The organism is Streptomyces sp. NPDC028910, assembly GCF_055564955.1.
This window is the reverse complement of record NZ_JBVHVF010000017.1, coordinates 36,031-57,280: the sequence shown is the minus strand read 5'-3', so window position 1 is coordinate 57,280 and position 21,250 is coordinate 36,031. Positions and strand designations below refer to the sequence as shown.

Annotated in this window: 16 protein-coding genes and 3 pseudogenes; 9 read left to right on the top strand and 10 right to left on the bottom strand. The window is 70.3% G+C overall.

Annotated elements, in window-relative coordinates; genetic code table 11:
* Window positions 1-1,812 carry an IucA/IucC family protein gene (locus ACZ4TV_RS21010; RefSeq protein WP_468136207.1) on the bottom strand — a complete coding sequence of 604 codons (1,812 nt, stop codon included), beginning with the start codon at window positions 1,810-1,812 and terminating at the stop codon, window positions 1-3.
* Between the two features lie 255 nt (window positions 1,813-2,067).
* Between ACZ4TV_RS21010 and ACZ4TV_RS21005 the strand changes: the two genes are divergently transcribed.
* Window positions 2,068-3,525: an MFS transporter gene (locus tag ACZ4TV_RS21005; protein ID WP_468136206.1), complete on the top strand. Its 1,458-nt coding sequence runs from the start codon at window positions 2,068-2,070 to the stop codon at window positions 3,523-3,525.
* 91 nt (window positions 3,526-3,616) lie between these two features.
* On the opposite strand, the gene ACZ4TV_RS21000 is transcribed toward ACZ4TV_RS21005, so the two are convergent.
* The 4 genes from ACZ4TV_RS21000 to ACZ4TV_RS20985 form a co-directional block, all read right to left on the bottom strand.
* On the bottom strand, window positions 3,617-5,677 hold the full coding sequence (locus ACZ4TV_RS21000) for an iron ABC transporter permease (RefSeq protein ID WP_468136205.1): 2,061 nt from the start codon (window positions 5,675-5,677) through the stop codon (window positions 3,617-3,619).
* Window positions 5,677-6,687, bottom strand: coding sequence for an ABC transporter substrate-binding protein (locus ACZ4TV_RS20995; protein WP_468136204.1), 1,011 nt, complete (start codon window positions 6,685-6,687; stop codon window positions 5,677-5,679). Before ACZ4TV_RS20995 ends, ACZ4TV_RS21000 begins: the two co-directional genes overlap by 1 nt.
* Window positions 6,688-6,751: 64 nt before the next feature.
* Complete coding sequence (locus ACZ4TV_RS20990; protein ID WP_468136203.1) at window positions 6,752-7,582, bottom strand: ABC transporter ATP-binding protein; 831 nt, start codon at window positions 7,580-7,582, stop codon at window positions 6,752-6,754.
* 210 nt (window positions 7,583-7,792) lie between these two features.
* Window positions 7,793-8,296 carry a hypothetical protein gene (locus tag ACZ4TV_RS20985; RefSeq protein ID WP_468136202.1) on the bottom strand — a complete coding sequence of 168 codons (504 nt, stop codon included), beginning with the start codon at window positions 8,294-8,296 and terminating at the stop codon, window positions 7,793-7,795.
* A 177-nt stretch (window positions 8,297-8,473) separates the two neighbouring features.
* Between ACZ4TV_RS20985 and ACZ4TV_RS20980 the strand changes: the two genes are divergently transcribed.
* A complete protein-coding gene (locus tag ACZ4TV_RS20980; RefSeq protein WP_468136201.1) occupies window positions 8,474-9,679 on the top strand; it encodes an exonuclease SbcCD subunit D in 1,206 nt (401 codons plus the stop codon).
* Between the two features lies 1 nt (window position 9,680).
* Entirely contained in the window at window positions 9,681-12,692 is a 3,012-nt protein-coding gene (locus ACZ4TV_RS20975) for an AAA family ATPase (RefSeq protein WP_468136200.1), read from the top strand.
* Window positions 12,693-12,776: 84 nt separating this feature from the next.
* Here the strand turns inward: ACZ4TV_RS20975 and ACZ4TV_RS20970 are convergent, their stop codons facing one another.
* Together ACZ4TV_RS20970 and polX are read right to left on the bottom strand one after the other, a co-directional pair.
* Complete coding sequence (locus ACZ4TV_RS20970; protein ID WP_468136199.1) at window positions 12,777-13,022, bottom strand: DUF6213 family protein; 246 nt, start codon at window positions 13,020-13,022, stop codon at window positions 12,777-12,779.
* A gap of 220 nt (window positions 13,023-13,242) precedes the next feature.
* Complete coding sequence (polX, locus tag ACZ4TV_RS20965; protein WP_468136198.1) at window positions 13,243-14,970, bottom strand: DNA polymerase/3'-5' exonuclease PolX; 1,728 nt, start codon at window positions 14,968-14,970, stop codon at window positions 13,243-13,245.
* 84 nt (window positions 14,971-15,054) lie between these two features.
* Between polX and ACZ4TV_RS20960 the strand changes: the two genes are divergently transcribed.
* Together ACZ4TV_RS20960 and ACZ4TV_RS20955 are read left to right on the top strand one after the other, a co-directional pair.
* On the top strand, window positions 15,055-16,200 hold the full coding sequence (locus ACZ4TV_RS20960) for a CapA family protein (RefSeq protein WP_468136197.1): 1,146 nt from the start codon (window positions 15,055-15,057) through the stop codon (window positions 16,198-16,200).
* A gap of 81 nt (window positions 16,201-16,281) precedes the next feature.
* On the top strand, window positions 16,282-16,815 hold the full coding sequence (locus ACZ4TV_RS20955; protein WP_468136196.1) for a hypothetical protein: 534 nt from the start codon (window positions 16,282-16,284) through the stop codon (window positions 16,813-16,815).
* Between the two features lie 317 nt (window positions 16,816-17,132).
* On the opposite strand, the gene ACZ4TV_RS20950 is transcribed toward ACZ4TV_RS20955, so the two are convergent.
* The 3 genes and pseudogenes from ACZ4TV_RS20950 to ACZ4TV_RS20940 form a co-directional block, all read right to left on the bottom strand.
* Complete coding sequence (locus ACZ4TV_RS20950; protein ID WP_468136195.1) at window positions 17,133-17,804, bottom strand: hypothetical protein; 672 nt, start codon at window positions 17,802-17,804, stop codon at window positions 17,133-17,135.
* Window positions 17,805-17,984: 180 nt separating this feature from the next.
* A pseudogene (locus tag ACZ4TV_RS20945) lies at window positions 17,985-18,182 on the bottom strand (transposase); the annotation flags it as partial.
* A gap of 59 nt (window positions 18,183-18,241) precedes the next feature.
* Window positions 18,242-18,562: a hypothetical protein gene (locus ACZ4TV_RS20940; protein WP_468136194.1), complete on the bottom strand. Its 321-nt coding sequence runs from the start codon at window positions 18,560-18,562 to the stop codon at window positions 18,242-18,244.
* Window positions 18,563-19,264: 702 nt separating this feature from the next.
* Here ACZ4TV_RS20940 and ACZ4TV_RS20935 point away from each other — a divergent pair.
* From ACZ4TV_RS20935 to ACZ4TV_RS20920, 4 genes and pseudogenes are all read left to right on the top strand, one after another.
* Window positions 19,265-19,864: an isochorismatase family protein gene (locus ACZ4TV_RS20935; protein ID WP_468136193.1), complete on the top strand. Its 600-nt coding sequence runs from the start codon at window positions 19,265-19,267 to the stop codon at window positions 19,862-19,864.
* Window positions 19,865-19,874: 10 nt separating this feature from the next.
* Window positions 19,875-20,783: a GlxA family transcriptional regulator gene (locus tag ACZ4TV_RS20930; protein WP_468136192.1), complete on the top strand. Its 909-nt coding sequence runs from the start codon at window positions 19,875-19,877 to the stop codon at window positions 20,781-20,783.
* Between the two features lie 128 nt (window positions 20,784-20,911).
* Window positions 20,912-21,034 (top strand): annotated as a pseudogene (locus tag ACZ4TV_RS20925) (hypothetical protein); the annotation flags it as partial.
* A gap of 149 nt (window positions 21,035-21,183) precedes the next feature.
* Window positions 21,184-21,228: pseudogene (locus ACZ4TV_RS20920) on the top strand (hypothetical protein); the annotation flags it as partial.
* Window positions 21,229-21,250: the final 22 nt, after the last annotated feature.

The window sequence follows — 21,250 nt, the reverse complement described above, 5'->3', positions numbered from 1 at the left end:
TCAGGCCTCTGCCAGCGGGTTCGGGTGCGTGCCGTTCGGATACAGCGCGTGGCGCAGGGCGCGGTCGCCGTAGCGGGTCACCACGATCCGGTCGCGGTTCAGGCCGTAGCGCGGGATCTGGGGGGTGAGCAGGTCGTACTCCGCGAACCGCTCGGACAGTTCGGGGAAGCGCTTCTGGAAGTCGAGGATGCACTGGCGGACCATGCGCCAGAAGGTCTTCTCGGGCACGCCGAGCTGGTCGGCGCACAGGGGCGCGAGGTAGCGGAAGTGGCCGACGAAGACCTGGTCCATCACGTGCTGGCGGATGATCGACGGGTGCTTGCGGGGCAGGACGTGGTCGTGTCCGTCCGGCTCCGGTCCGCGCTCGGGCACGTCGGTGAAGGACACGCACACGTCGTCGACGAAGTCCTTCAGGTACAGGCGGGTCGGGACGTCGTTCTCGTCGTACCCGATCAGGGTGTTCTGTCCGTGCGGGTTGAAGGTGACCCCGTAGCGGTACAGCACGTGCAGCAGCGGGACGAGCAGGGTGTCGAAGAGCCGGCGCAGCCATTCCTGCGGGTCGAGGCCCGAGGCGCGGACGAGTTCGGCCACAAAGGCGTCGCCGGTGTGGTCGACGTGCAGCAGCGAGGCGAAGGTACGGACCCTCTCGTCGGGGTCCTTGCGCGCGGTGACCGAGTCGCGCCAGATGCAGCCCAGGGTCTCCAGGTGCTGGTACGGCGCTTCTTCGAGCTTGGACAGGTAGGGGTGGCGGACGGTGACGGAGGCGACCTCGCCGAGGAAGACCGTGCGGCACTCCGTGGTAAGGAACGCGTCGCGCTCCACCAGTCCGCGCAGCCACTGCGTGACCACGGGCGCGCCCATGGTGCAGTGCGGTGGTATGCCCCGCCAGACGAGGGTGTTGAGGATCTTCAGCGGGAGTTTGACGTCGTACCGGTCGGGGGTGGTGACGTTGGCCATGGTGCGGATGGACTGGCCGGGGAGGTACGCGTCCGGGCTGTCGCCCAGCGGGATGATGCGCTGCTGCGCCACGTCGGCCGCGTGCAGGATCTGGACGGCGTGGTCCCACTGCCAGGGGTGCACGGGCATCCACACGTAGCCCTGCGGGTCGACTCCGGCCCCCTCCAGGACCGTGGTGAAACGGGCCCGGGTCACCTCGTCGAGCTCGCGGGCCAGGATCTCCTGTTCGGACAGCTCCGAGGTGCCCCGGAATTCGGCGAGACCGCGGTGCACGGCCACCCACTGGAGCGGGAGCGACTGGGCCGATTCGGGGGCGTACTGCCGTACGTCGGTGGCCGAGAAGCCGATGCGGCCCTTGTTCGCGACGAGGAGGTTGTGCCCTGTCATGCGGCACTCCAGCTCCGTATGGCCGAGCCCGCGCAGCTCTGCGACGCTCTCGCCGCCGTGCGCGGTGCGGGCGGCGTCGACGGCGAGCGTGGCGGACAGTTCGGTGAAGTACGTGGCGATCGTCGAGGCGTCGCTGCCGAGGGTGGAGGCGGCCTCGAGGAGGAACTGCTGGGCGTCCCAGGCCGGTTCGGCCACGGAGTTGCCGAGCATGCTGGTGGCCGTGCGGGTGATCGAGGCCGGGTCGACCCGCAGCCATCCGAAGGCGCCGGGCGCGGCGCAAAAGGCGTACGTCGTGCCGCTTTCGAGGTCGACGCGGTAGCCGCCGTCGCCGGTCTCGACCGCTTTGAGCATGTCCTCGAAGCACCACTCGCCTATCGCCTTCGCGAGAAGCCGTCGATTGGCTTCCCGCCAGGCGGCGGGGCCCACTTCGGATACCGCGGGTACGGGATGGTCGGGGCGGATGCGCATCAAAGAGCTCCGATGTCTGGCTGGATCGGCTCGCCCCGGCAGGAACAACCGGAGCGAAGACAGATTAGGTAAGGCTCACCTAACTCACAAGTGCAACTTCCGGCCAGAGATGCGGCATGACACTTCGTCACTTATATGATTAGGCTAGGCTCACCAAACCTTCTCCTTCGGGCTTCTTCTTCGAGGTGATCAGCGGTGCCTTCCTGCCATCGCACTCCCCGGTGGACTTTCGCCCTGGTCAGCGCCGGTGGCGTGATGATGACCCTTGACGTCACCGTCGTGAACGTCGCGCTCTCCGACATCGCCCGGGATCTGGAGGCCGGTCTCGGCCGGGTGCAGTGGACGGTGTCGGCGTACTCACTGGCCTTCGGAGCGCTGCTGCTCACGGCGGGGGCACTTTCCGACCGCATAGGACGGCGGACGGTGTTCACCGCCGGAATGGCCCTGTTCACCCTCGCCTCGGCCGGATGCGGACTGGCGCCCGACACCGCCACGCTCATCGCCGCCCGCGCCGCCCAGGGTCTGGGCGGCGCCATGGCGTTCGCGCCCACGCTCGCCCTGCTGGCCGCCGCGTACGAAGGCACCCGCCGCCAGGCCGCCATAGCGGCCTTCGCGGCCATAGCCTCCGCGGCCGGCGCGCTGGGGCCGGTGGTCGGCGGCCTGTTCGTCGAGGCGCTCGGATGGCGGTGGATCTTCCTGGTCAACGTCCCGATCGGGATCCTCGTCGTGGTGGGCGCACTGGCCCGCATGCCGGAATCCGCCGCGCCGCGCGAGGGCCGCCGGCGGCTGGACCCGCTGGGCGCGGTGCTCGGCGTCGGCACCCTCCTCGCCCTGCACTACCCGCTGGTGACCGGCCCGGAAGCCGGCTGGACGGCGCCGCAGGTGCTCGCCTCGGCGGCCCTCGCCCTCGTGCTCGCCGGAGGTCTGGTGGTCAGTCAGCGGCGGGGTGGCGGGCTGATCGACATGGCGCTCCTGCGGATTCCCGCCTTCTCGGGAGCCGCGGTACTGGGGTTCCTCGCCCGGATGTCCAGCCTCGGCGTACTCGCCTTCACCACGCTCTGGCTGCAGAGCGCCCATGCGTACTCGGCGCTCGAAGTCGGCCTGCAGCTCCTGCCGCTGACGGGCAGTCTGCTGCTCGCGGGGCTGTTCGTCGCACGGTTGCAGAAGACCTTCTCCCCGCAGGCGCTGGTCGCCGGTGGCTTCGCCCTGCAGGGGCTGGGGCTCCTCGCACTGGCCGCCGCCGGGGCGGACGCCGGGCACGCCGCGAGGGTCGGCGGGCTGGTGCTGCTCGGCGTCGGCGGGGCCGTCATCTTCCCGCCGTTGATGGGCGTGGCGGTGAGCGCCGTGCCCGCCGAGCGGGCCGGAATGGCCTCCGGGCTGACCAATGCCTGCTACCCGCTCGGCACCGCCACCGGCGTCGCCGTCTTCGGCGCGCTCTTCTCCGCACGCCTGGAGGCGGGACTGGCTTCCGGTCCGCCGGCCGGCGCGCCGGCCCGGACCGCGCTGGAGACCGGGCGGTTCGAGCTGCTCGAACCTGCCCTGCGGCCGCTCGCCCGGTCGGCCTTCTCGGGTGCCTTCACCGCCGTCTGCCTGGCCTCCGCGCTCGTCTGCCTGCTCGGCGTGTTCGCCGCACGCACGCTCAGGAGCGAGGCGCAGGCACGCGGTGCGGGCGCGCGCGAGCGCCCCTCCTCCCCGGTCGCCCAGACGTCCTGAGTCCGGCGCTCGCCCAGACGCCAGGAGTCGGGCGGCCGCTCAGACGTCCTGAGTCCGGCGCTCGCTCAGACCTCCTGGGTCCGGCGCTCGCTCAGACCTCCTGGGTCCGGCGCAGCAGCCACACCAGGTACGGCGCCCCGACCAGGGCGGTGACGATGCCCACCGGGATCTCCGTCGGGGCGAGCAGCCAGCGGCCGAGCGCGTCCGAGGAGACGACCAGCACCGCTCCCAGCACCGCCGCCATGGGCACCATCCGTGCCGTGCTGTTGCCGACGATGCGCCGGGCCAGGTGGGGGGCGACCAGTCCCACGAAGCCCACCGCGCCGACTGCCGCTGCCGTACCGGCCGCCAGTACCGCGCCCGCACCGAGGACCAGCAGCCGGGCCCGGCCCAGTTCCAGGCCGAGCGCGCGCGGCAGTTCCTCGCCGAGGGCCAGCAGGTTCACCGGCCGCGCCGCGATCACCAGCAGCATCGCGACCAGGGCCGGCACGGCGAGCCAGCCGAGCGCGGTGAAGTCCCGGGCGTACGTGCTCCCGGCGAGCCAGCTCAGTGCGGCCGAGATGTTCATCTGGGCGCCGACCACCATGATGTTGACCAGGGCCATCGACGTGGCGGCGGCGCCGAGGCCGACGAGGACCACCCTGGTCGGGTCCAGACCGGTGCGCCCGCCCTCTCTGCTCCCCCGGGCCACGAGGACCACCAGGCCGAGCATCAGCACACCCCCGATGCCGGCCGCGGCCGGCAGCGCGGCCGCCGGAGCCGAGGGGACGACGAGGATCACGAGGATGGCGCCGAGGGACGCCCCGCCCGTCACGCCCACGAGCCCCGGCTCGGCGAGGGGATTGCGTACGACCGCCTGCACGGCGGCGCCGGCCACGGCCAGGCAGGCGCCGGCCAGGGCGGCCACCAGGATGCGCGGCAGCCGGTACGACACCACGGCGTCGGTGATCTGCCCGGCGGAGCCGAACAGGGCAGACCAGAGCTGGCTCCAGCCGATGTGCACGTCACCCACGCGCAGCGACACCACCATCGCGAGAACGAGGGCGATCAGTCCGCCCCCCAGCGCCACCGCGTACGCCGGAGCCCTGCGCCGGCCGGAGACCGTGACCGCCGCTCCGGTGTCGGCGTCTCCGGTGCTCACCCGGCGGGCGAGCAGCATGAAGACCGGGCCGCCGATGAGCGCGGTCACCACGCCGACGGGAATCTCCGAGGTGTAGACGGCGGACGGCGGCACGGCCAGTTGCGCGGTCGCGTCCGCGGCCAGCAGCACGGTGGCTGCCAGCACCGCCGACATCGGCATGAGCAGGGCGTGCTTGCGGATCCCCGCCTGGCGGACCATGACGGGAGCGATCAGCCCGACGAAGCCGATGGGCCCGGCGAGGGACACCGCCGAGGCGGACAGCAGCACCGCGAGGAGGAAGGCGGCGGGGCGGATGCGTTCCACCCGTACGCCCATGGCCTCGGCCGTCTCGTCGCCCAGCGCCAGCAGGTCCAGGGGGCGGGCCAGCAGCGGGGCCAGCAGGGCGCCGACGGCCACGACCGCACCGAGCGTGAGAGGGCGTTCCAGGCCGGACTGCATCAGGGTGCCGTTGCCCCAGAAGAACAGACCGCGGGTGGCCTGTACGTCCAGCATCTGCAGGAACTCGGCCGCGGCGGTGCCGGCCAGTGCGACGGTCGCTCCGGCGAGCAGGACCCTTCCGGGCGTGAGTACGCCGCCACGGCTGAGGAGGTAGACCACGGCCATGGCGAGGAGGCCGCCGATGAAGGCCGCGCCTCCGGCGGGCAGCGGGCCCAGGCTCACCCCGGTGAACGCCACGAGCACCACGGCGAAGTAGGCGCCGGCGTTGACCCCGAGGGTGTCGGGAGCCGCCAGCGGATTGCGGGTCGCCCCCTGGACGAGGACTCCGGAGATTCCGAGGGCGACGCCGACGACCAGTCCGGTCAGCGTGCGCGGCAGGCGGCTGCCCACCAGGACGTCCTGCGTGCGCGGATCGCCGTGGCCCAGGAACAGGTCCACGATGTCGCCGATCCCCACACCGGAGGCCCCGAGGCCGAGGTGGACCACGGCGACGAGGCACAGTACGAGGGCCAGGGCGCCGCCCACGAGCACGGCTCGTGGGCGGCGTCCGAGCGAGCGGGCAAGGAGCGTCATCAGACCTTCAGGGCCTTGCCGGTCTCGTCGAGGATGTGCATCGCCGACAGCGGGCCGCCGAAGAGCCAGGTGCCGGGGTCGAGCGGGAGGGCCTTGTCGTTCTTGACGAACTCCATGCCCTTCCAGACCGGGTTGCCCGCGAGGTCCCCGGTGAAGGGGTTGTCCTTCTCGGCGGCGACGTACAGGAAGGTGGCGTCCTGCTCCACCTTGGTCAGGCCCTCGACGCCGACCGTGGTCATGCCCCAGGCGTCGGGCTCGCCCTTCCAACCGTTCTTCAGGCCCGCGAGGTTCAGTACCTGCGGCGCGATGGCGTCATCGGTGAGCATCCGGATCGACGCGGTTCCGTTGGCGGTGAAGCCCTGCGCGACGGCGTACTTCAGACCGCCCTTGCCCGCCTTGTCCAGCCGCCCCTTGAGATCGGCGGCCTTGCTGTCGATCTGCTTGTTCACCTCGGCCGCCTTGTCCTCCTTCCCCACCGCCTTGGCCAGTTCGGTGAAGTTCTTCTTCATCGTCTGGAGTTGGGGCTTGGTGGTGTAGGTGAAGGACACGACCGGGGCGATGTCCTGCAGCGCCTTGAGGTTCGCCTTCGACCGGTCGTTGTCGATCACGATGAGGTCCGGCTGCAGCGCCCTGATCTTCTCCAGGCTGGGCTCGTTGCGCGTGCCCACGTCGGTGACGCCTGCCGCGAGACCCGCTCCCTTGGCGGTGATCCAGGTCGCGTAGCCCTTGTTGTCGGCGTTGCCCACCGGACTGACGCCGAGGGCGACGAGTTCCTCGGTGTACGTCCACTCGAGCGTCACCACCTTCGTCGCCGCCTTGTCCAGGGTGACCTGGCCCTGCGCGGTCTCGACGGTGATCTTGCCGGGCGCCGCCTTGCCGCCGGCGGGCTTGTCCGCGGCGGGTTTGCCGCCCGCCGCGTCGCCGGCCGTCCCGTCGCCGCAGCCGACGGCCGTCAGCGCGAGCGCCGCGGCGGTGGAACCCGTGGCGAGGGCGCGCAGGATTTTCTGCATGGTCGAACTCTCCTTGTGTGCGGGTGGGACGGGCGGACCTCGGGGTGGAGGTGGGGCCGTGGGCTCAGGAGGTGGCGGTGGCCCCGGCCGACTCGGCGGCCGGCTCGGAGCGTTGGGGGAAGCAGGCCAGGTATCCGGTCCGCGGGTCGCGGACGACATTGACCCGCAGGCCGAAGGCGTGCTCGATCACATCCGGGATCAGCACGTCGTCCGGTGTCCCGGACGCCGCGATCCCGCCGTCGGCGACGACCACGACCTCGTCGGCGTAGGCCGCTGCCTGCATCAGGTCGTGCAGCACCACGCCGCAGGCGATGCCGTGCTCACGGGCCAGCCGCCGCACGACGTCGAGGACCTCGAACTGGTGGCGCATGTCGAGGTACGTGGTGGGCTCGTCCAGCAGCAGCACTCCCGCACGCTGCGCCAACACCATGGCCAGCCAGGCCCGTTGGCGTTCGCCGCCGGAGAGTTCGTCGAGTCGACGGTCCATCAGGGGAGCCGCGTCGGTGACTTCGAGGGCCCATTCGATCGATTCGGCGTCCTCGCCGGTGTGCCGGGCGAGCGCGCCGCGATGGGCGTACCGGCCGTGGCGTACGAGCTCACGTACCGTCACGCCGGCCGGGGCGTGCGAGGTCTGGGGAAGGAACGCCAGCCGCTGGGAGAGCGTGCGGCGGGCGAGCTGACGAAGCGGTACGCCGTCGATGCGCACCTCGCCCGCAATCGGCGGGAGCAGGCCGGCAACGGTGCGCAACAGGGTGGACTTGCCACAGCCGTTGGGACCGACCAGCACGGTGATCGCGCCGGCCTTCAGCGACACGTCGACCTGTTTCAGAACCGGGCGTCCCGCGTGCCCGACATCGAGAGCGTCCGCCACCAGACGGACGTCGCCTAAGGACACCACATGCCTCCCCACCACCGAACCGATCGCGCCACCATACAACTTAGGTAAGGCACACCTAAAAGAAATGGCACGCCTCGTCGGCCTTGTGATCAGGTCGAGATCTCCCGCACTACCGCACGCCCCCTGTTCACCTTCACTCCCCCTTGCGAGGGCGCCCGTCTCGATGATGACGAGACCACCAGGACCGGTACGACAGCCACACGAGCCCTACGGGAGGGCTTCGCTCACGCCGTCTACGATCATCATCCACATGGGCTGGCCGCCCGTGCCGAATGCCGAGGCCAGGGCGTATCCGATCGCGGCGTCCACCGGCTGGATCTCGGGACCCTCCTGCCATTCGGCGATGACCATCTCGTCGCCCTCGGAGGAGAAATCACCCAGGTGCACGCGGTCGCGGGTCAGCCGGCTGCTGGGGACGGAGTCCGGGACCAGGCGGTAGCCCGCCCCGCCGTACTTCACGTCCACCCGGTACGAACGCCTGCTCAGCCTGCCCTTGGCCGGCCTCAACTCGACTTCCAGCCCGTCGATCCGCATGGTGAGGTGGGCGGCGTCCCGCGTGCCGATGGCGATGTGCGGGTCCGCTTGCGAGGCCGGATCACGCTCCAGGATCACGTGGGGGATCGTCTCGCCTTCGACCTCAAGACGATCCTGGCCGTCCTGCCGGACGGTGATCCCACCGAAGCGCGTGTCCTCGATGGGTGCTCGGTGCATGTCGTTCACGGGTACGGGTCACTTCGGTGATGGGGCGGATGGTTGACGCCGGCTGCTGCCCTCAGCGTAAGCGGTGAGCCGGCCGCTCGCCCTCCGCACCGGGCGCTCCTCATATCCGGTGCCGCCTATCGAGAAAACCATCCGTAACCCTCATGGGTGCGGTTACGGTCTGTGCTCATGAGGTTCCTGCATACTTCGGACTGGCATCTGGGCCGCCGGTTCCACGGTGAAGACCTGATCGACGCTCAACGCCAGTTCCTCGACCACATCTGCGATACCGCCCACATCGAACAGGTGGACGCTCTGCTGGTCGCGGGTGATGTCTATGACCGGGCCATCCCCGGCCTGGACGCGGTGCGTCTGTTCAGCCACGCTCTGCACCAGCTGGCGGACCTGGGCATACCGACCATCATGATCAGCGGGAACCACGACTCGGCCCACCGCCTGGGTGTCGGCTCCGGTCTTCTGGCCCGGGCCGGGGTGCATCTGCGGACCGACCCGGCCGACGTCGCCGCCCCCGTCCTGCTGGGGAGTTCCGACGCTCCCGTGGCCGTCTACGCGGTGCCCTACCTCGAGCCGTCGATGGTCCGCATCCACCTCGATGCCGAAGCCGCGTCCCACCGTGCCGTACTGACGGCCGCCCTGGACCGCATCCGCTCCGACCTCGCCCACCACCAGCCGCCCGGCACACGGTCCGTGGTGCTGGCCCACGCCTTCGTCACTCCCGGCACAGGCCGGTCCGAGGAACGTGACGAGCTGGTCCAGTCCACCAGCGAGCGCGACATCAGCGTCGGCGGCGTCGCCCACGTGGGCGCCGATGTCTTCGACGGGATCGACTACGTCGCCCTGGGCCACCTCCACGGCCCCCAGCGGGTCACCGACCGGATCCATTACAGCGGCTCCCCGCTGGCCTACTCCTTCTCCGAAACCAAGCACGACAAGTCCTTGACCCTGATCGACCTGCCTGCGGGCGGCGCACCCACCGTCACCCGCACGCCACTGCCCCCGCACCTGCGGCTTCCCCTGGCGCGCCTGACGGGCCGCCTGGAGGACCTGCTGACCGACCCGGCTCACGAGACCCTGACCGAGTCCTGGCTCCATGTCACGCTCACCGACACCGCCCGCCCGTACGAACCCATGGCCCGCCTCAAACAGCGCTTCCCCCACACCCTGCAACTCGACCACATCCCCGCCGTCATCCCCGCCCAGGCCACCACCAGCCCCACCTACAGCGAGCGGCTGCGCGGCCGGGGCGACCTCGACATCACCCAGGACTTCATCACCACGGTGCGAGGCACCGAGCCCACCGGCGAAGAACGCGCCCTCCTCCAGGAAGCGATCGACAACTCCCGCGTCAGCACCCAGGAGAAGGAATCCGTCTGACATGCGCCTGCACACCCTGCACCTGCAGGCTTTCGGCCCCTTCGCCGGCGCCCACACCGTCGATTTCGACGCTCTGTCCGGCGACGGCCTCTTCCTGCTGCACGGCGACACCGGCGCCGGAAAGAGCACCCTCTTCGCAGCGATCTGCGTCGCTCTCTACGGAGAACCCCCCACCGATCGAAACCTGCAGCTGCGCAGCGACCACGCGCCCCCCGACCTGCTGACCGAGGTGACGCTCGAGGTCACCCTCGCCGGAAAACGCCTGCGGATCCGGCGTGTACCCGCCCAGCAGAAGCCGAGAGTCCGCGGGGAGGGCACCACCCCGCAGAAGGCCGAGACCCATCTCAGCCAATGGGCCCCGGGCCCCCTCGGACAGGGCCGCTGGGAAGCGCTCAGCAAGTCCCACCGGGAAGCCGCGGACGAGATCAAGGAACTGCTGGGCATGAGCCGGCAGCAGTTCTGCCAGATCGTCCTCCTGCCACAGAACGAGTTCACCAAGTTCCTGCGCGCCAGCGCCTCCGACCGCAAAGAGCTCCTCGGCAAGCTCTTTCACACCCACCGGTTCGGATCCGTCGAGGACTGGCTGGCGGGGCGGAAGAACGCCCTCGCCCGACAGCGTGATCAGGCACGTGCGGACGTCCTGCGCCTGGCCGAACGCATCCAGCAGGAAGCCGGCGAGGAACTCGAACCCGAAGAGGGCGCCCCTCTCGCCGCCGACCCCGCCGGCCTCACCGGTCCCGCCCTGGTGTGGGCAACCGCCCTGCAGACCAAGGCAGTCACAGAGGAGCAGGCCGCAGCCTCCGCCGCCGGCCTCGCGGAGAAGGAGCTGGCGACCCTCCGGGACAGCGAACGCGCCGTACGCGACCTGGCCGCGCACCAGGAGGCGTACCGGGCAGTACGCCTCCAGCTCGAAACCTTGGAGGAACAGGCAGACCGGCAGGCCGACCTCAGCCGGCGACGGCACGGCGCCCTGCAAGGACAGAAGGTCGCCCCGCTCCTGAAGGCGGCAACCACCGCCGCGGCCCAGTACGTCCGCGCGCAGCGAGAAGAACGCGACGCCCGCGCACTCCTGAGCCCCGAACACGCCGCACTCGGTTGTGCCGAGCTCACGGGCGCCGGACAGCAACTGCATGCCGACATCGGCGCGCTGCGCGCGCTCCTGCCCGACGAGGCCACCCTTCATCAGCACAAGACGGATCTGCGGAAACTGGATGACGAACGCCAGGAACTCGCCCAGGAACTGCGCGACGCCGAAGCCTGGCTCGACGACGCACCCCAGCGCCGGACAGAGCTTCGTGCCCGCCTCGAAGCCGCCCGCACCGCTGAGGAAGCCGGCCGCGAACACGCCTCCGCACTGACACTGCTCACCGGCCGCATCAACGCCGCGAAACGCCGTGACTCCTACGTCGAGCGGATCAGCGAGGTCGAGCGGGAACTCCTCGCAGCGCAGACCGCGACGAGCGAGACAGCCCGGGAACACATCGACATCCGGCGCAGGCGCACGGACGGCATGGCCGCCGAACTCGCCCTCCAGCTCACCGATGGCCAGCCCTGCGCGGTCTGCGGCTCACCCACCCATCCCCACCCCGCGGCCCCTCACCCCGACCAACCCACAGCCGCCGACGAAAAGGACGCGGAAGTCCGCCACTCGCGGGCCCGGGACACACAACAATCCCTCCAGGACGCACTGCGACAACTCCTCGAACAGGCGGCCGCTGCCCGGGGCGAAGCAGGGGGAGACACCCCGCTGGCTGATCTCACCGCCGACGACACCACACTTCGCCGCCACCTTGCAGCCGCCCTCGATGCGGCCGCCGACACCGGCCCGGCAACCGAGGAACTCGACGCCCTGGAGCGGGAGCAGGCCCGGACCGACAGCACCCGGACCGCCGCGGCCACCCGTCTCGCCGCCGCCGACGCCGGCTACGACGGCCTCGCCACCCGCATCCAGGACCTCGACCACAGGCTCGCCGCAGCCCGCGGCGATGCCCCCACCCTCACCTCTCGCATCACGCAGCTCACGCAGACGGCCGACCGCCTCACCCGCGCAGCCGCACACGCCGGCACCACGGCCCGTACCGCCACGGAACATCAGCGGGCGACCGGACAGGCAGAAGAGTCGGCCCGCGCGGCCGGATTCGACTCCCTCGACAGCGCATCACAAGCCCTGCTGTCCGATGACGAGATCCACGCCCTGGAAGACGAGATCAACCAGTGGCGCGAACAGTGCGCGGCAGCCACCGCCCGCCTGGCCGAACCTGACCTCGTCGCAGCCGCCAGTAGTCCGCCCGCCGACCTCGAGGAAGCCACGGCACAGCTCGACGCCGCCACGATCCACCACACCCGCGCCGCCACCCAAGCGGCCCACACCACCGAACGCACCCGCGCCCTCGCCGGACTCCTCGCCCAGCTCACGACCCACGTCAAGCGTCTCGAACCCCTCGAAGACTCGCACCGCACCGTTGACCACCTCCACGGCCTGATCAACGGCACCTCGCCCAGCAACCAGCTCCGGATGCACCTGGAGGCCTACGTCCTGGCCGCCCGCCTGGAAGAAGTCGTCGCCGCCGCCAACACCCGCCTCACCCGCATGTCGGAGCACCGCTACACCCTCGTCCACTCGGACGACCGGGCCTCGCACGGCGCCCGCTCCGGCCTCGGCCTGAAGATCACTGACGCGTGGACCGGGAAGGACCGTGACACCGACACCCTCTCCGGAGGCGAATCCTTCTTCGCCTCCCTCTCCCTCGCCCTCGGCCTGGCCGACGTCGTCACGGCCGAATCGGGAGGCCAAGCCCTCGACACCCTCTTCATCGACGAAGGATTCGGCACCCTCGACGAGGACACCCTCCACAAGGTCCTCGACGTCCTGGACTCCCTGCGCGCCCACGACCGCACCGTGGGCGTCATCAGCCACGTGCCCGAACTGCGCCGACGCATCACCCACCGCCTCCACGTCCGCAAAACCAGCACCGGCTCAACTCTCGTCCAGCTGAACGAAGCAGCACAGTGACACCGACCACGGGCTGACCGGCGGGGGACGTCAACGAGGCGCTGCCGCGCGTACGGGGCACGGTCATGCGGCCGCCGCGCTGCCTCAGCGCGGCGGCGAGCCGTCTTCCTCGGTCCCCAGCGGGATGAACCCGATGCACTCGACGTCGATCTGATCGGCAAGGTCAGCCAGCAGGCCGGCCAGGACCTGCACGGTCCCGGGATCGAGGTCCGTCGCGTCGGCGTCCGTCGAGCGCAGCCACCCGGCCGCGATGCGCCGCAGCAGGCCCGTCACCTCGTCTGCGGGTATCAGCAGGTGGCCGTCCAGGACCAGGGGTATCGACACGTGCATCGTGAACCACCTCCGCCCGCACCGGAAGCCGGTACCTACACCGACCGTACACCCGGGTACCCAGGCCATACCCGTCCACCGATCTCCGCGACCTCGGCGCGGTGCCGTGGTGGCAGGGGCTACGCGCGTCACGCAATCCGAGAGTGACGGTTTGTGGCCAAGTGCGCACCCTGCGTTGCCGACCGGGGGCGAGACGCGGCCGTACGCCGTCCGCCGCGTGTCAGGCGCCCTTCTTGCTCAGGAACCGTCGCAGTCTCGTCAGCGGCCAGGCGTTGATGACGTCGTCCTTGGTCAGCCAGCCGCGCTGCGCCGTGCCCACCCCGTAGCGCATGTACGGCAGATGCGTGGTGGCATGCGCGTCGGAGTTCACGGCGAACTTCACGCCGTACCGTTTCGCGCGCAGGATGTCCTCGTCACACAGGTCGAGCCGCTCGGGATGCGCATTGATCTCCAGAGCGGTGCCCGCCCGCGCGCAGGCCTCGAAGACCGCGTCGAAGTCGGCGTCGATGCCCGGGCGTTTGCCGATCCGGCGGGTCGTGGGATGGCCGATGACGGCGACGTGCGGGTTCTCACAGGCGCGGATGAGGCGGCGGGTGAGTTCCTGCCTGCTCTGGTTGAAATGGGAGTGGACCGAGGCCACGCAGATGTCGAAGTCCGCGAGGAACTCGTCGGGCCAGTCCAGGGAGCCGTCCGGGCCGATGTTGAGTTCCGTGCCGTGCAGCAGCCGCATCTTGTGGTGCGCGCCGTCCAGCGCGCGCACCCGCTCGCGCTGGGCGAGGATCTTCTCGCTCGTCATGCGCTGCATGTAAAGGTTCGGGGCGTGGTCGGTCACCGCGTAGTACGCGTACCCACGGTCGGCGGCAGCGGTGATCATGTCCTCCAGCGGAGCCAGCCCGTCGGTGAGATCGGTATGGGTGTGCAGGTCGCCGCGGATGTCCTTCTCGGTCACCAGGTCCGGGAGTTCGCCGCGCAGCCCGGCCGCGATCTCGCCGCGGTCCTCGCGCAGCGTCGGGGGTATCCAGGGCAGTCCGAGCCTGGCGTAGATCGCTTCCTCCGTCTCGGAGGTGATGCTCTCGCCGCTCTCAACGTCGAAGAGCCCGTACTCGGAGAGCTTGAGGCCTTGGCGCACCGCGAGTTCGCGGGTGCGGATGTTGTGTGCCTTGGAGCCGGTGAAGTACTGGAGCCCCGCACCCCAGGAGTCGGGAGGAAGGACACGCAGATCCACCTGGAAGCCCGTGACCGTCCGTATGGAGGTCTTCTTCTCTCCCTGCGCGATGACCTCGGCCGTGTGCGGGAGGGCGGTGAGGGCGTCCATGAACGGAGCCGACCGGCGGGCCGCCACCAGGATGTCGACGTCGCCGATGGTCTCCCTCATCCGGCGCAGGGACCCCGCGTACGTGCACCGTACGCAACCGCGGATGTCCGACAGCTCGGCGACGAGCTGCTCGGCGATGTCCATGGCCGCTCCGACGAGGATCCGGCCCTCACCGGCCTTCTGGAGCACCGAGATGCCGTGCAGGATGTTCTCCTCGGTCCGTTCGCCGAAGCCCTTCAGGTCCCGCAGCCGTTCCTGGCGGATGGCCTCGAGCAGTTGGTCGACGGAGGTGATGCCCAGCTCCTCGTACAGCACCATGGCCTTGCGGGGCCCGAGCCCCGGAATCGCCACCAGCTCGCGCACCCCGGCGGGCACCGAGGCCCTGGCCTCGTCCACGACGGACATGCGGCCGGTCCGCAGGTATTCGACGATCTTGTCGGCGACCGACTTGCCGACGTTGGGGATCTCGCGCAGGGCCTTGGCGTCGAGCGTGGAGACGTCCTCCGGGTGGCCTCCGACGGCACGGGCGGCCTTCTCGTAGGCGCGCGCCTTGAAGGCCTCCCCGCCCCGGATCGCGATGAGGTCGGCGTACTCCTGGAGCAGCGCCTCGACCTGGTCGTTGGCTCGGGCCATGCCTCCAGGGTGCCCCGTGCGCCTCCGGCGTGCCCGCCGGGGCAGGCGGGCCCGGGCGCCCGCGGTCCTGGGTAGCCTGGAGAGATGGGCAGTGAGCTCGTGACGCTGTTCCTCGCAGGCGACGTGATGCTCGGCCGCGGCGTCGACCAGATCCTTCCGCACCCCGGTGATCCCGCCCTGTCGGAGGCGTACGTCACCGACGCACGCACGTACGTCGAGCTGGCGGAGGCCGCGAACGGCGAGATTCCGCGGCGTGCGGACTTTTCCTGGCCCTGGGGGGAGGCCCTGCCCGTCCTCGACTCGGCCGCGCCCGACGCCCGGATCCTGAACCTGGAGACGTCCGTCACCCAGAGCGACGACTTCGCCCCCGGCAAGGGGGTCCACTATCGGATGCACCCCGCCAACCTGCCCTGCCTGGCCGCCGCCCGCCCTGACGTCTGCGTCCTCGCCAACAACCACGTGCTGGACTACGGCCGCCGCGGGCTGGCCGAAACCCTCGACGCGCTCGCCGCCGCGGGGCTGCGGACGGCGGGAGCGGGACGGAACCTCGACGAGGCGCAGCAGCCCGCCGTGCTGCCCCTCGCCGGGTCCCCCTCCGGGGGCCGGCGCCTGCTGGTCTTCTCCCTCGGGATGGCGTCGAGCGGTATCCCCCACACCTGGGCGGCCACCGCCGATCGGAGCGGGATCGACTTCGTCGCCGAGCCCTCGGATGCGGCCGCGGCCGCGGTGACCGGCCGGATCCAGAGGGCGAAACGATTCGGTGACCTCGTGGTGGTCTCGATCCACTGGGGCTCCAACTGGGGCTACACGGTCCCCCGCGACCAGATCCGCTTCGCCCACGCGCTCGTCGACGGCGGCGCGGACGTCGTCCACGGCCACTCCTCGCACCATCCGCGCCCGTTCGAGGTGTACCGGGGGCGCCCGGTCCTCTACGGCTGCGGCGACCTGATCGACGACTACGAGGGCATCAGCGGCCACGAGCGGTACCGGGACGATCTGCGGCTGCTGTACTTCGTGTCACTGGAGCCGGACACCGGCCGGCTGGACCACGCCCGCCTCGTCCCCCTGCAAGCCCACCGGATGCGCCTGCGGCACGTCGGGCGGGAGGACGCCGACTGGCTGCACGAGGTCCTCGCCCGCACCAGCCGCGATTTCGGCACCCACTTCACCCTCGACCCGCAGGGCTCCTTCACCGTCCGCGCACCGCAAGGGCCCGGCCGGGCCGCGTAGCTGGTGGCCTCCGGCGTCAGACGGTCCGCAGAAGGCTTGGACGGGCCGGGCGGACAGCACTTGAAGCCCTCCAGTGGAGCGGTGGGCATACCGCCCACCCTGTCCATCCCCCGTGAGGCACTGCTCACCCACTACCGCCGCGGCGAGGGGTCAGCCAGATGGTCGCCCTTCAACTTCGGCGAGAAGCTGTCGTACTTCGATGAGCCTCGCGTGCGTCCCACGGACTTCACCAGTCGCCTGGCGAAGATCGGCAACTTCATGGAAGTCGCCCAGGAAGCACTCGGGGCCATTAGCCTCGGCATCGACTACCCGAGCATTGCCCGCTTTCACATCCTGACCCCACAGGTGCACACCTACGGAAACGGCAGCAAGCGATACGTCGTTGGGAAAGCCCGCGAGGAGACGACCTCCGACGACTACGACTGGGCACGGCATTTCGTCATCGAATCAGGCTTGCGCGCCTCGAAAGCGGACGACCTCCAGACCATGAAGAAGAAGGCGTGGGAAGCGGACATGAAGATCTCAACGCCTCTGCCACAACGTGAATGGACCGGACCCGTCAATCCTGAAGACACTGCGGTGTCCGTCTTCGACATCATTGACACCGTCGACTGAGCGCGCACGGTGCGGCTAACGGTCCGGCCTGCCGGGTATGGTGCGCCTGCTGGTCTTCCTCCGCACCGGGTACGGTGCGGGTCATCCTCCTGGTCGGAGTATCACTGCCTGAACGCACGGTCTGCGTCGACCATCTCGGCGACGAAGTCCGTAAAGCGACGCAGCTGCGCGGGCGGTGACCCCCGGGGTCCTCCACGTTGGCGCGGGACTTCCGGCCGACAGTGTCCTCGACCCCGGGAAGAGAAAAGGGGCCCGGCGCTCCCGAGTGGTCTCTGGAGGGCCGGGCGCGTGTCATGCGCGGCTGATCGCCGCCGTTCTCACCAAGGGCTCCGCACCCTGACGCCGAGGGCCCGGAGGCGGTCCTGGGCCTGCGGGCCGAGCTTCAGCAGCAGGTCCTCGCCGACGACTCCGTCGCGCCGCCAGATGGTGCAGAGGGTCTCCAGACCCGCTTCGGCGACCTCCGGCTCCGCGTCGGCCGAGGTCTGCACCAGTTGCACCAGGACTTCGACGACCGGCCTGCCCTGCAGTCCCGCGACCGCCCGTGCCATCCCGGCCCGATGCTCCGCGGGGACGGCCGGGTCGGCGAGCGAGCGCAGCACGTCCGCCGTGTCGCGGGCGTCCTGGCAGGGCAGCACGCACACCAGGTACACGAGCTGCGCGCCGAGCACGATCAGGTATTGCAGTGGCACGAGCAGGGCCACGGGCAGCAGCAGGACCAGGGGCAGCACGATCAGCCAGCCGCCCCGGATCCGCGAGGGACCGCCGGTCGGCGGCTCGAACCGCCGACCGGCCAGCAGGACGAGTACGAACGTGGTCACGACCGTCAGGAGCGGCACCACGATCAGCCCCACTCCCAGCCCCGCGCCGAACGACGCCCAGAAAGGATCGTCGCCCAGAACGGGCAGCACCAGGGCCGCGGTCACCCAGCCGAGAGCGGCGGTCATGACGTAGCGCTGTAGGCAGGCCCACAGCCATCTTCCCGTACTCATGGCAGCTTCCTCATCTCAGCAGCTCTTCGCGCAGGTGCCATTAACCCACGTCCGGTCGTCACGGTCCTCGTAGAAGAGGCCGTCGAGACCGTCGGGGGCATGACGCCCGCCGGCTTCTCATTCAGCTGGGAAGTCGCGGCATCACGGCGGGAGGCCTCGGTGTTCCCGATGAAATCCCCGCCAGCCATCATCGCCTCGGCGCTTACCGGGGCGGCGGCGACGGGGTCCGCGGCGGGATCGGATCGGCGGGATGCCGCGGACGAGAGGCTGGAGGGCCTGGCTTTCGTGGAGGTTCGCCCGGGAGATTTTGACGGACAGGGGCAGACCGGTCCGCTCGGTGATCAAGTGGATCTTCGACCCGAACTTGCCCCTGAGGGTCCCCCCGTGGCGCATCCGTCAGATCAGCCCCAGCGCCACAAGACCGTTGGGTTGGGTCGCTAATCTCCTATGAACCACAGATAGCTCCCTGGCGTTGCCGCACAGGACTTCAACAGCTCCGCAAGGTCGTTCACGGCAACTGTCTGCGACTGGTGGACGCACAACTGCAGCAGGCCCCCGACCTCCCGGAGAGCGGCTTGCGCCTCCCGATCGTCGAACAGCGTGTTGCCGTATGGATCCACCGACCAGAGCTTGCCGGCGCGATTCGGCTTGAGCCGGGCCAGGACGTACGCCAATTCCTCGCCGTGCTCGTACGAGCCACGCAGGAGTGTCGCCCTGGACATGTCCCAGTCGAACCGCTTCGGTCGAGCGGAATGCACTTCGAGCTCAATCCCCACCATCGCCTCCTCGACCGCAGCGTAGCCAACCCATCATGGCCACTGGGCATGGGGCTACAGCACACGGCCGATCCCATCGTGGATGCCTCTCGGCCTAGGAAGATCGCAACTTCCCGAGCGCTGTCTCCGTCGACCCGGGCTCGCCGGAGCGCATGGACACACGGCGCGAGGGGTGCCGTGATCGCGCTGGCGCCGACGCGGTCCAAGCTGCTCAGGAGAGAGACCATGAAGCTCTACCGCGCTATACCTCTTGTTCGCCTTGCTTGAGGCCGCCTCCGGCGTGGCAGCGGATACCCATGGCTGGGTGCCTCTCATGAACCGGCACCACGTCCGCAGCCCCCGCTTCTACGGCGGGGCCCGCGGTCATCGCTGCGGCAAGGGGCCGGTCGACCGGGCGGGTCGCTGCCGTGGCGCCCGCCGCATCCCTGCTTCTTCGATGTCCGCCGGGGTGCGGTGCGGGGTCCTGCCGGGTTTGCTGGGGCGGTCTGCCAGACCCGCGTCGCCTTCGGCCCGCCAGCGGCCGCGGACGCCCTGATGTGCATCATCCAGAGGCGCAAAGCTTTGCTTGATCAACTGCGCGTGCGAAGCGGGACGGCATAGGCGCCTACTGCTGACCGGATCGGTCCGCTGCCGGACCCGATGCGGCCTGTCGCCGCCCCGCCCGCGCGGCTCAGGCTTGGGAATATGACCCGAGCACTGATTGTCATCGATGTCCAGGAGTCCTTCCGCGCCCGTCCCCTGTGGGCAACCACCTCCGATCCGAAGATCGCCGACCAGGTGAACCGCCTGGTCCGTCTCTCCCGTCAGGCCGGGGACCTGGTGGTGTGGGTACTGCACTCCGAGCCCGGCACCGGCGATGTCTTCGACCCGGCCCTCGGCCATGTCCGGCTGATGGAGGAGCTGGAGCGAGCGGATGGGGAGCCGCTGATCCACAAGACCTCACACAACGCCTTCACCACCACCAACCTGCAGCAACTCCTCACCGCGCGCGGTATCCGTGAACTCACCGTCTGCGGCATCCGCACCGAGCAGTGCGTGGAGACCACCACCCGCGTCGCCAGCGACCTCGGCTATCAGGTCACCTTCGTCATCGACGCGACCGCGACCAACCCCATCCCCCACCGCGACGCGCCCGCCGACCAGAGTGTCGCCGAACTGCTGGCCGACCCCCGCACACTGCCTGCCGAAGAGGTCATCAGGCGCACCGAATACGCCCTCGCCGGACGCTTCGCCACCATCGCGACGGTCGACCAGCTGGAGGCCGCAGCAGGACTTCCGGCATGATGACCGAATCGTGAGCCACATCGTCTTCTTCCTGGTGCCCGGAGTCCACTTGCTGGACCTGGCCGGACCCGCGCAGGTCTTCTCCACGGCCGCCGACTTCGGGCACCCCTACACGCTCGCCTACATCGCAGAGCAGCCACAGGTCTCCACCGCCCAGGGGCTGCCGCTGGTGGCCGGGCTCGACTGGCCCGAGCTCGGGCCAGAGGATCTGATCGTGGTGCCCGGCTGGCGGACACGCACCCTGGCCGACGGCCCCGCCATCGGCGCCGCCTCCCTCCAGGTCCTCCGGGACCACCACGCCAGGGGCGGGACGGTGGCCAGCGTCTGCGCCGGAGCCGAGGCGCTCGGCCAGGCCGGCCTGCTCGACGGCCGCCACTGCACCACCCACCACGACCTGCAGGACGAGCTGGCCCTGCGCCACCCCAGGGCGGTGGTCGTCCGCGACGTCCTGTTCACCGCCGCCGACCGGGTGATCACCTCGGCCGGCATCGCCAGCGGCATCGATCTGGCCCTGCACCTGGTCGCGACCCGGCACGGCCCGGCCGTCGCCGCCCAAGTGGCCCGGGACATGGTCGTCTACGCTCGCCGCAACGGCCACGAACCGCAGTCCAGCGCGATGCTCCGGCACCGGTCCCACCTCGACGACACCGTGCACCGCGCCCAGGACCTCATCGACGCGCGCTTCGACCAACCACTCCCCCTCCCCACCCTGGCCTCGGCCGTCGGCGTGAGCGAACGCACCCTCACCCGCCTCTTCAGCCGCGCAACCGGGCTCACCCCACTGCGCTACCAGCAGACCCTCCGCCTCGAACGCGCCCAACACTTCATCAGCCACGGCGCGACGATCGACGCCGCCGCCCGCTCGGTCGGTTTCGAGGACCCGCGCATGCTGCGCCGCCTCCGCGCCCGCACGGCTTGACCGCGTCAGGTAACCGAACGCCCCTGGGTAGTGCACCTGACTCCCGTGCCCCACCTTGGCTTTGTTGGCCAGGAGCGGGTTCTGGCACTGTCGGTTGTGGACGGTGATGGTGCTGGTCATGCAGACCGATGCACCGTTCTGGGAATCGCACGGCGTCGCGGTCCCGGAGCAGGTGGAGTGCGAAGCCGGTGAGCCCGCACGACGCCTACCTGGACCGCATCGAGCGGACCGTGGAACGGGACAAGAACCACCCGAGCGTCATCCTGTGGTCGCTCGGCAACGAGGCCGGGGACAGCTGCTGCCGGGCGAGGTCTCCTACCCGGCCCGCGCCGGCTGCGGCGACCCGGCGGACGACGCGCGCAACCGCAAGCCCTTCCTGCTCACCGAGTTCACCCACGCCATGGGCAACGGGCCCGGCGGGCTCGCCGAATACCTGGAGCTGTGCGACGCGTACCCGCGGGTCCAGG

What these genes read in the sequence shown, in the direction of transcription:
- ACZ4TV_RS20975 (WP_468136200.1), top strand. Translation starts at nt 9,681, where the DNA reads ATGCGCCTGCACACCCTGCACCTGCAGGCTTTCGGCCCCTTCGCCGGC.
- ACZ4TV_RS20995 (WP_468136204.1), bottom strand. Translation starts at nt 6,687, where the DNA reads ATGCAGAAAATCCTGCGCGCCCTCGCCACGGGTTCCACCGCCGCGGCG.
- polX (WP_468136198.1), bottom strand. Translation starts at nt 14,970, where the DNA reads ATGGCCCGAGCCAACGACCAGGTCGAGGCGCTGCTCCAGGAGTACGCC.
- ACZ4TV_RS20980 (WP_468136201.1), top strand. Translation starts at nt 8,474, where the DNA reads ATGAGGTTCCTGCATACTTCGGACTGGCATCTGGGCCGCCGGTTCCAC.
- ACZ4TV_RS20935 (WP_468136193.1), top strand. Translation starts at nt 19,265, where the DNA reads ATGACCCGAGCACTGATTGTCATCGATGTCCAGGAGTCCTTCCGCGCC.
- ACZ4TV_RS21005 (WP_468136206.1), top strand. Translation starts at nt 2,068, where the DNA reads ATGATGACCCTTGACGTCACCGTCGTGAACGTCGCGCTCTCCGACATC.
- ACZ4TV_RS20950 (WP_468136195.1), bottom strand. Translation starts at nt 17,804, where the DNA reads ATGAGTACGGGAAGATGGCTGTGGGCCTGCCTACAGCGCTACGTCATG.
- ACZ4TV_RS20970 (WP_468136199.1), bottom strand. Translation starts at nt 13,022, where the DNA reads ATGCACGTGTCGATACCCCTGGTCCTGGACGGCCACCTGCTGATACCC.
- ACZ4TV_RS21010 (WP_468136207.1), bottom strand. Translation starts at nt 1,812, where the DNA reads ATGCGCATCCGCCCCGACCATCCCGTACCCGCGGTATCCGAAGTGGGC.
- ACZ4TV_RS20985 (WP_468136202.1), bottom strand. Translation starts at nt 8,296, where the DNA reads ATGCACCGAGCACCCATCGAGGACACGCGCTTCGGTGGGATCACCGTC.
- ACZ4TV_RS20960 (WP_468136197.1), top strand. Translation starts at nt 15,055, where the DNA reads ATGGGCAGTGAGCTCGTGACGCTGTTCCTCGCAGGCGACGTGATGCTC.
- ACZ4TV_RS21000 (WP_468136205.1), bottom strand. Translation starts at nt 5,677, where the DNA reads ATGACGCTCCTTGCCCGCTCGCTCGGACGCCGCCCACGAGCCGTGCTC.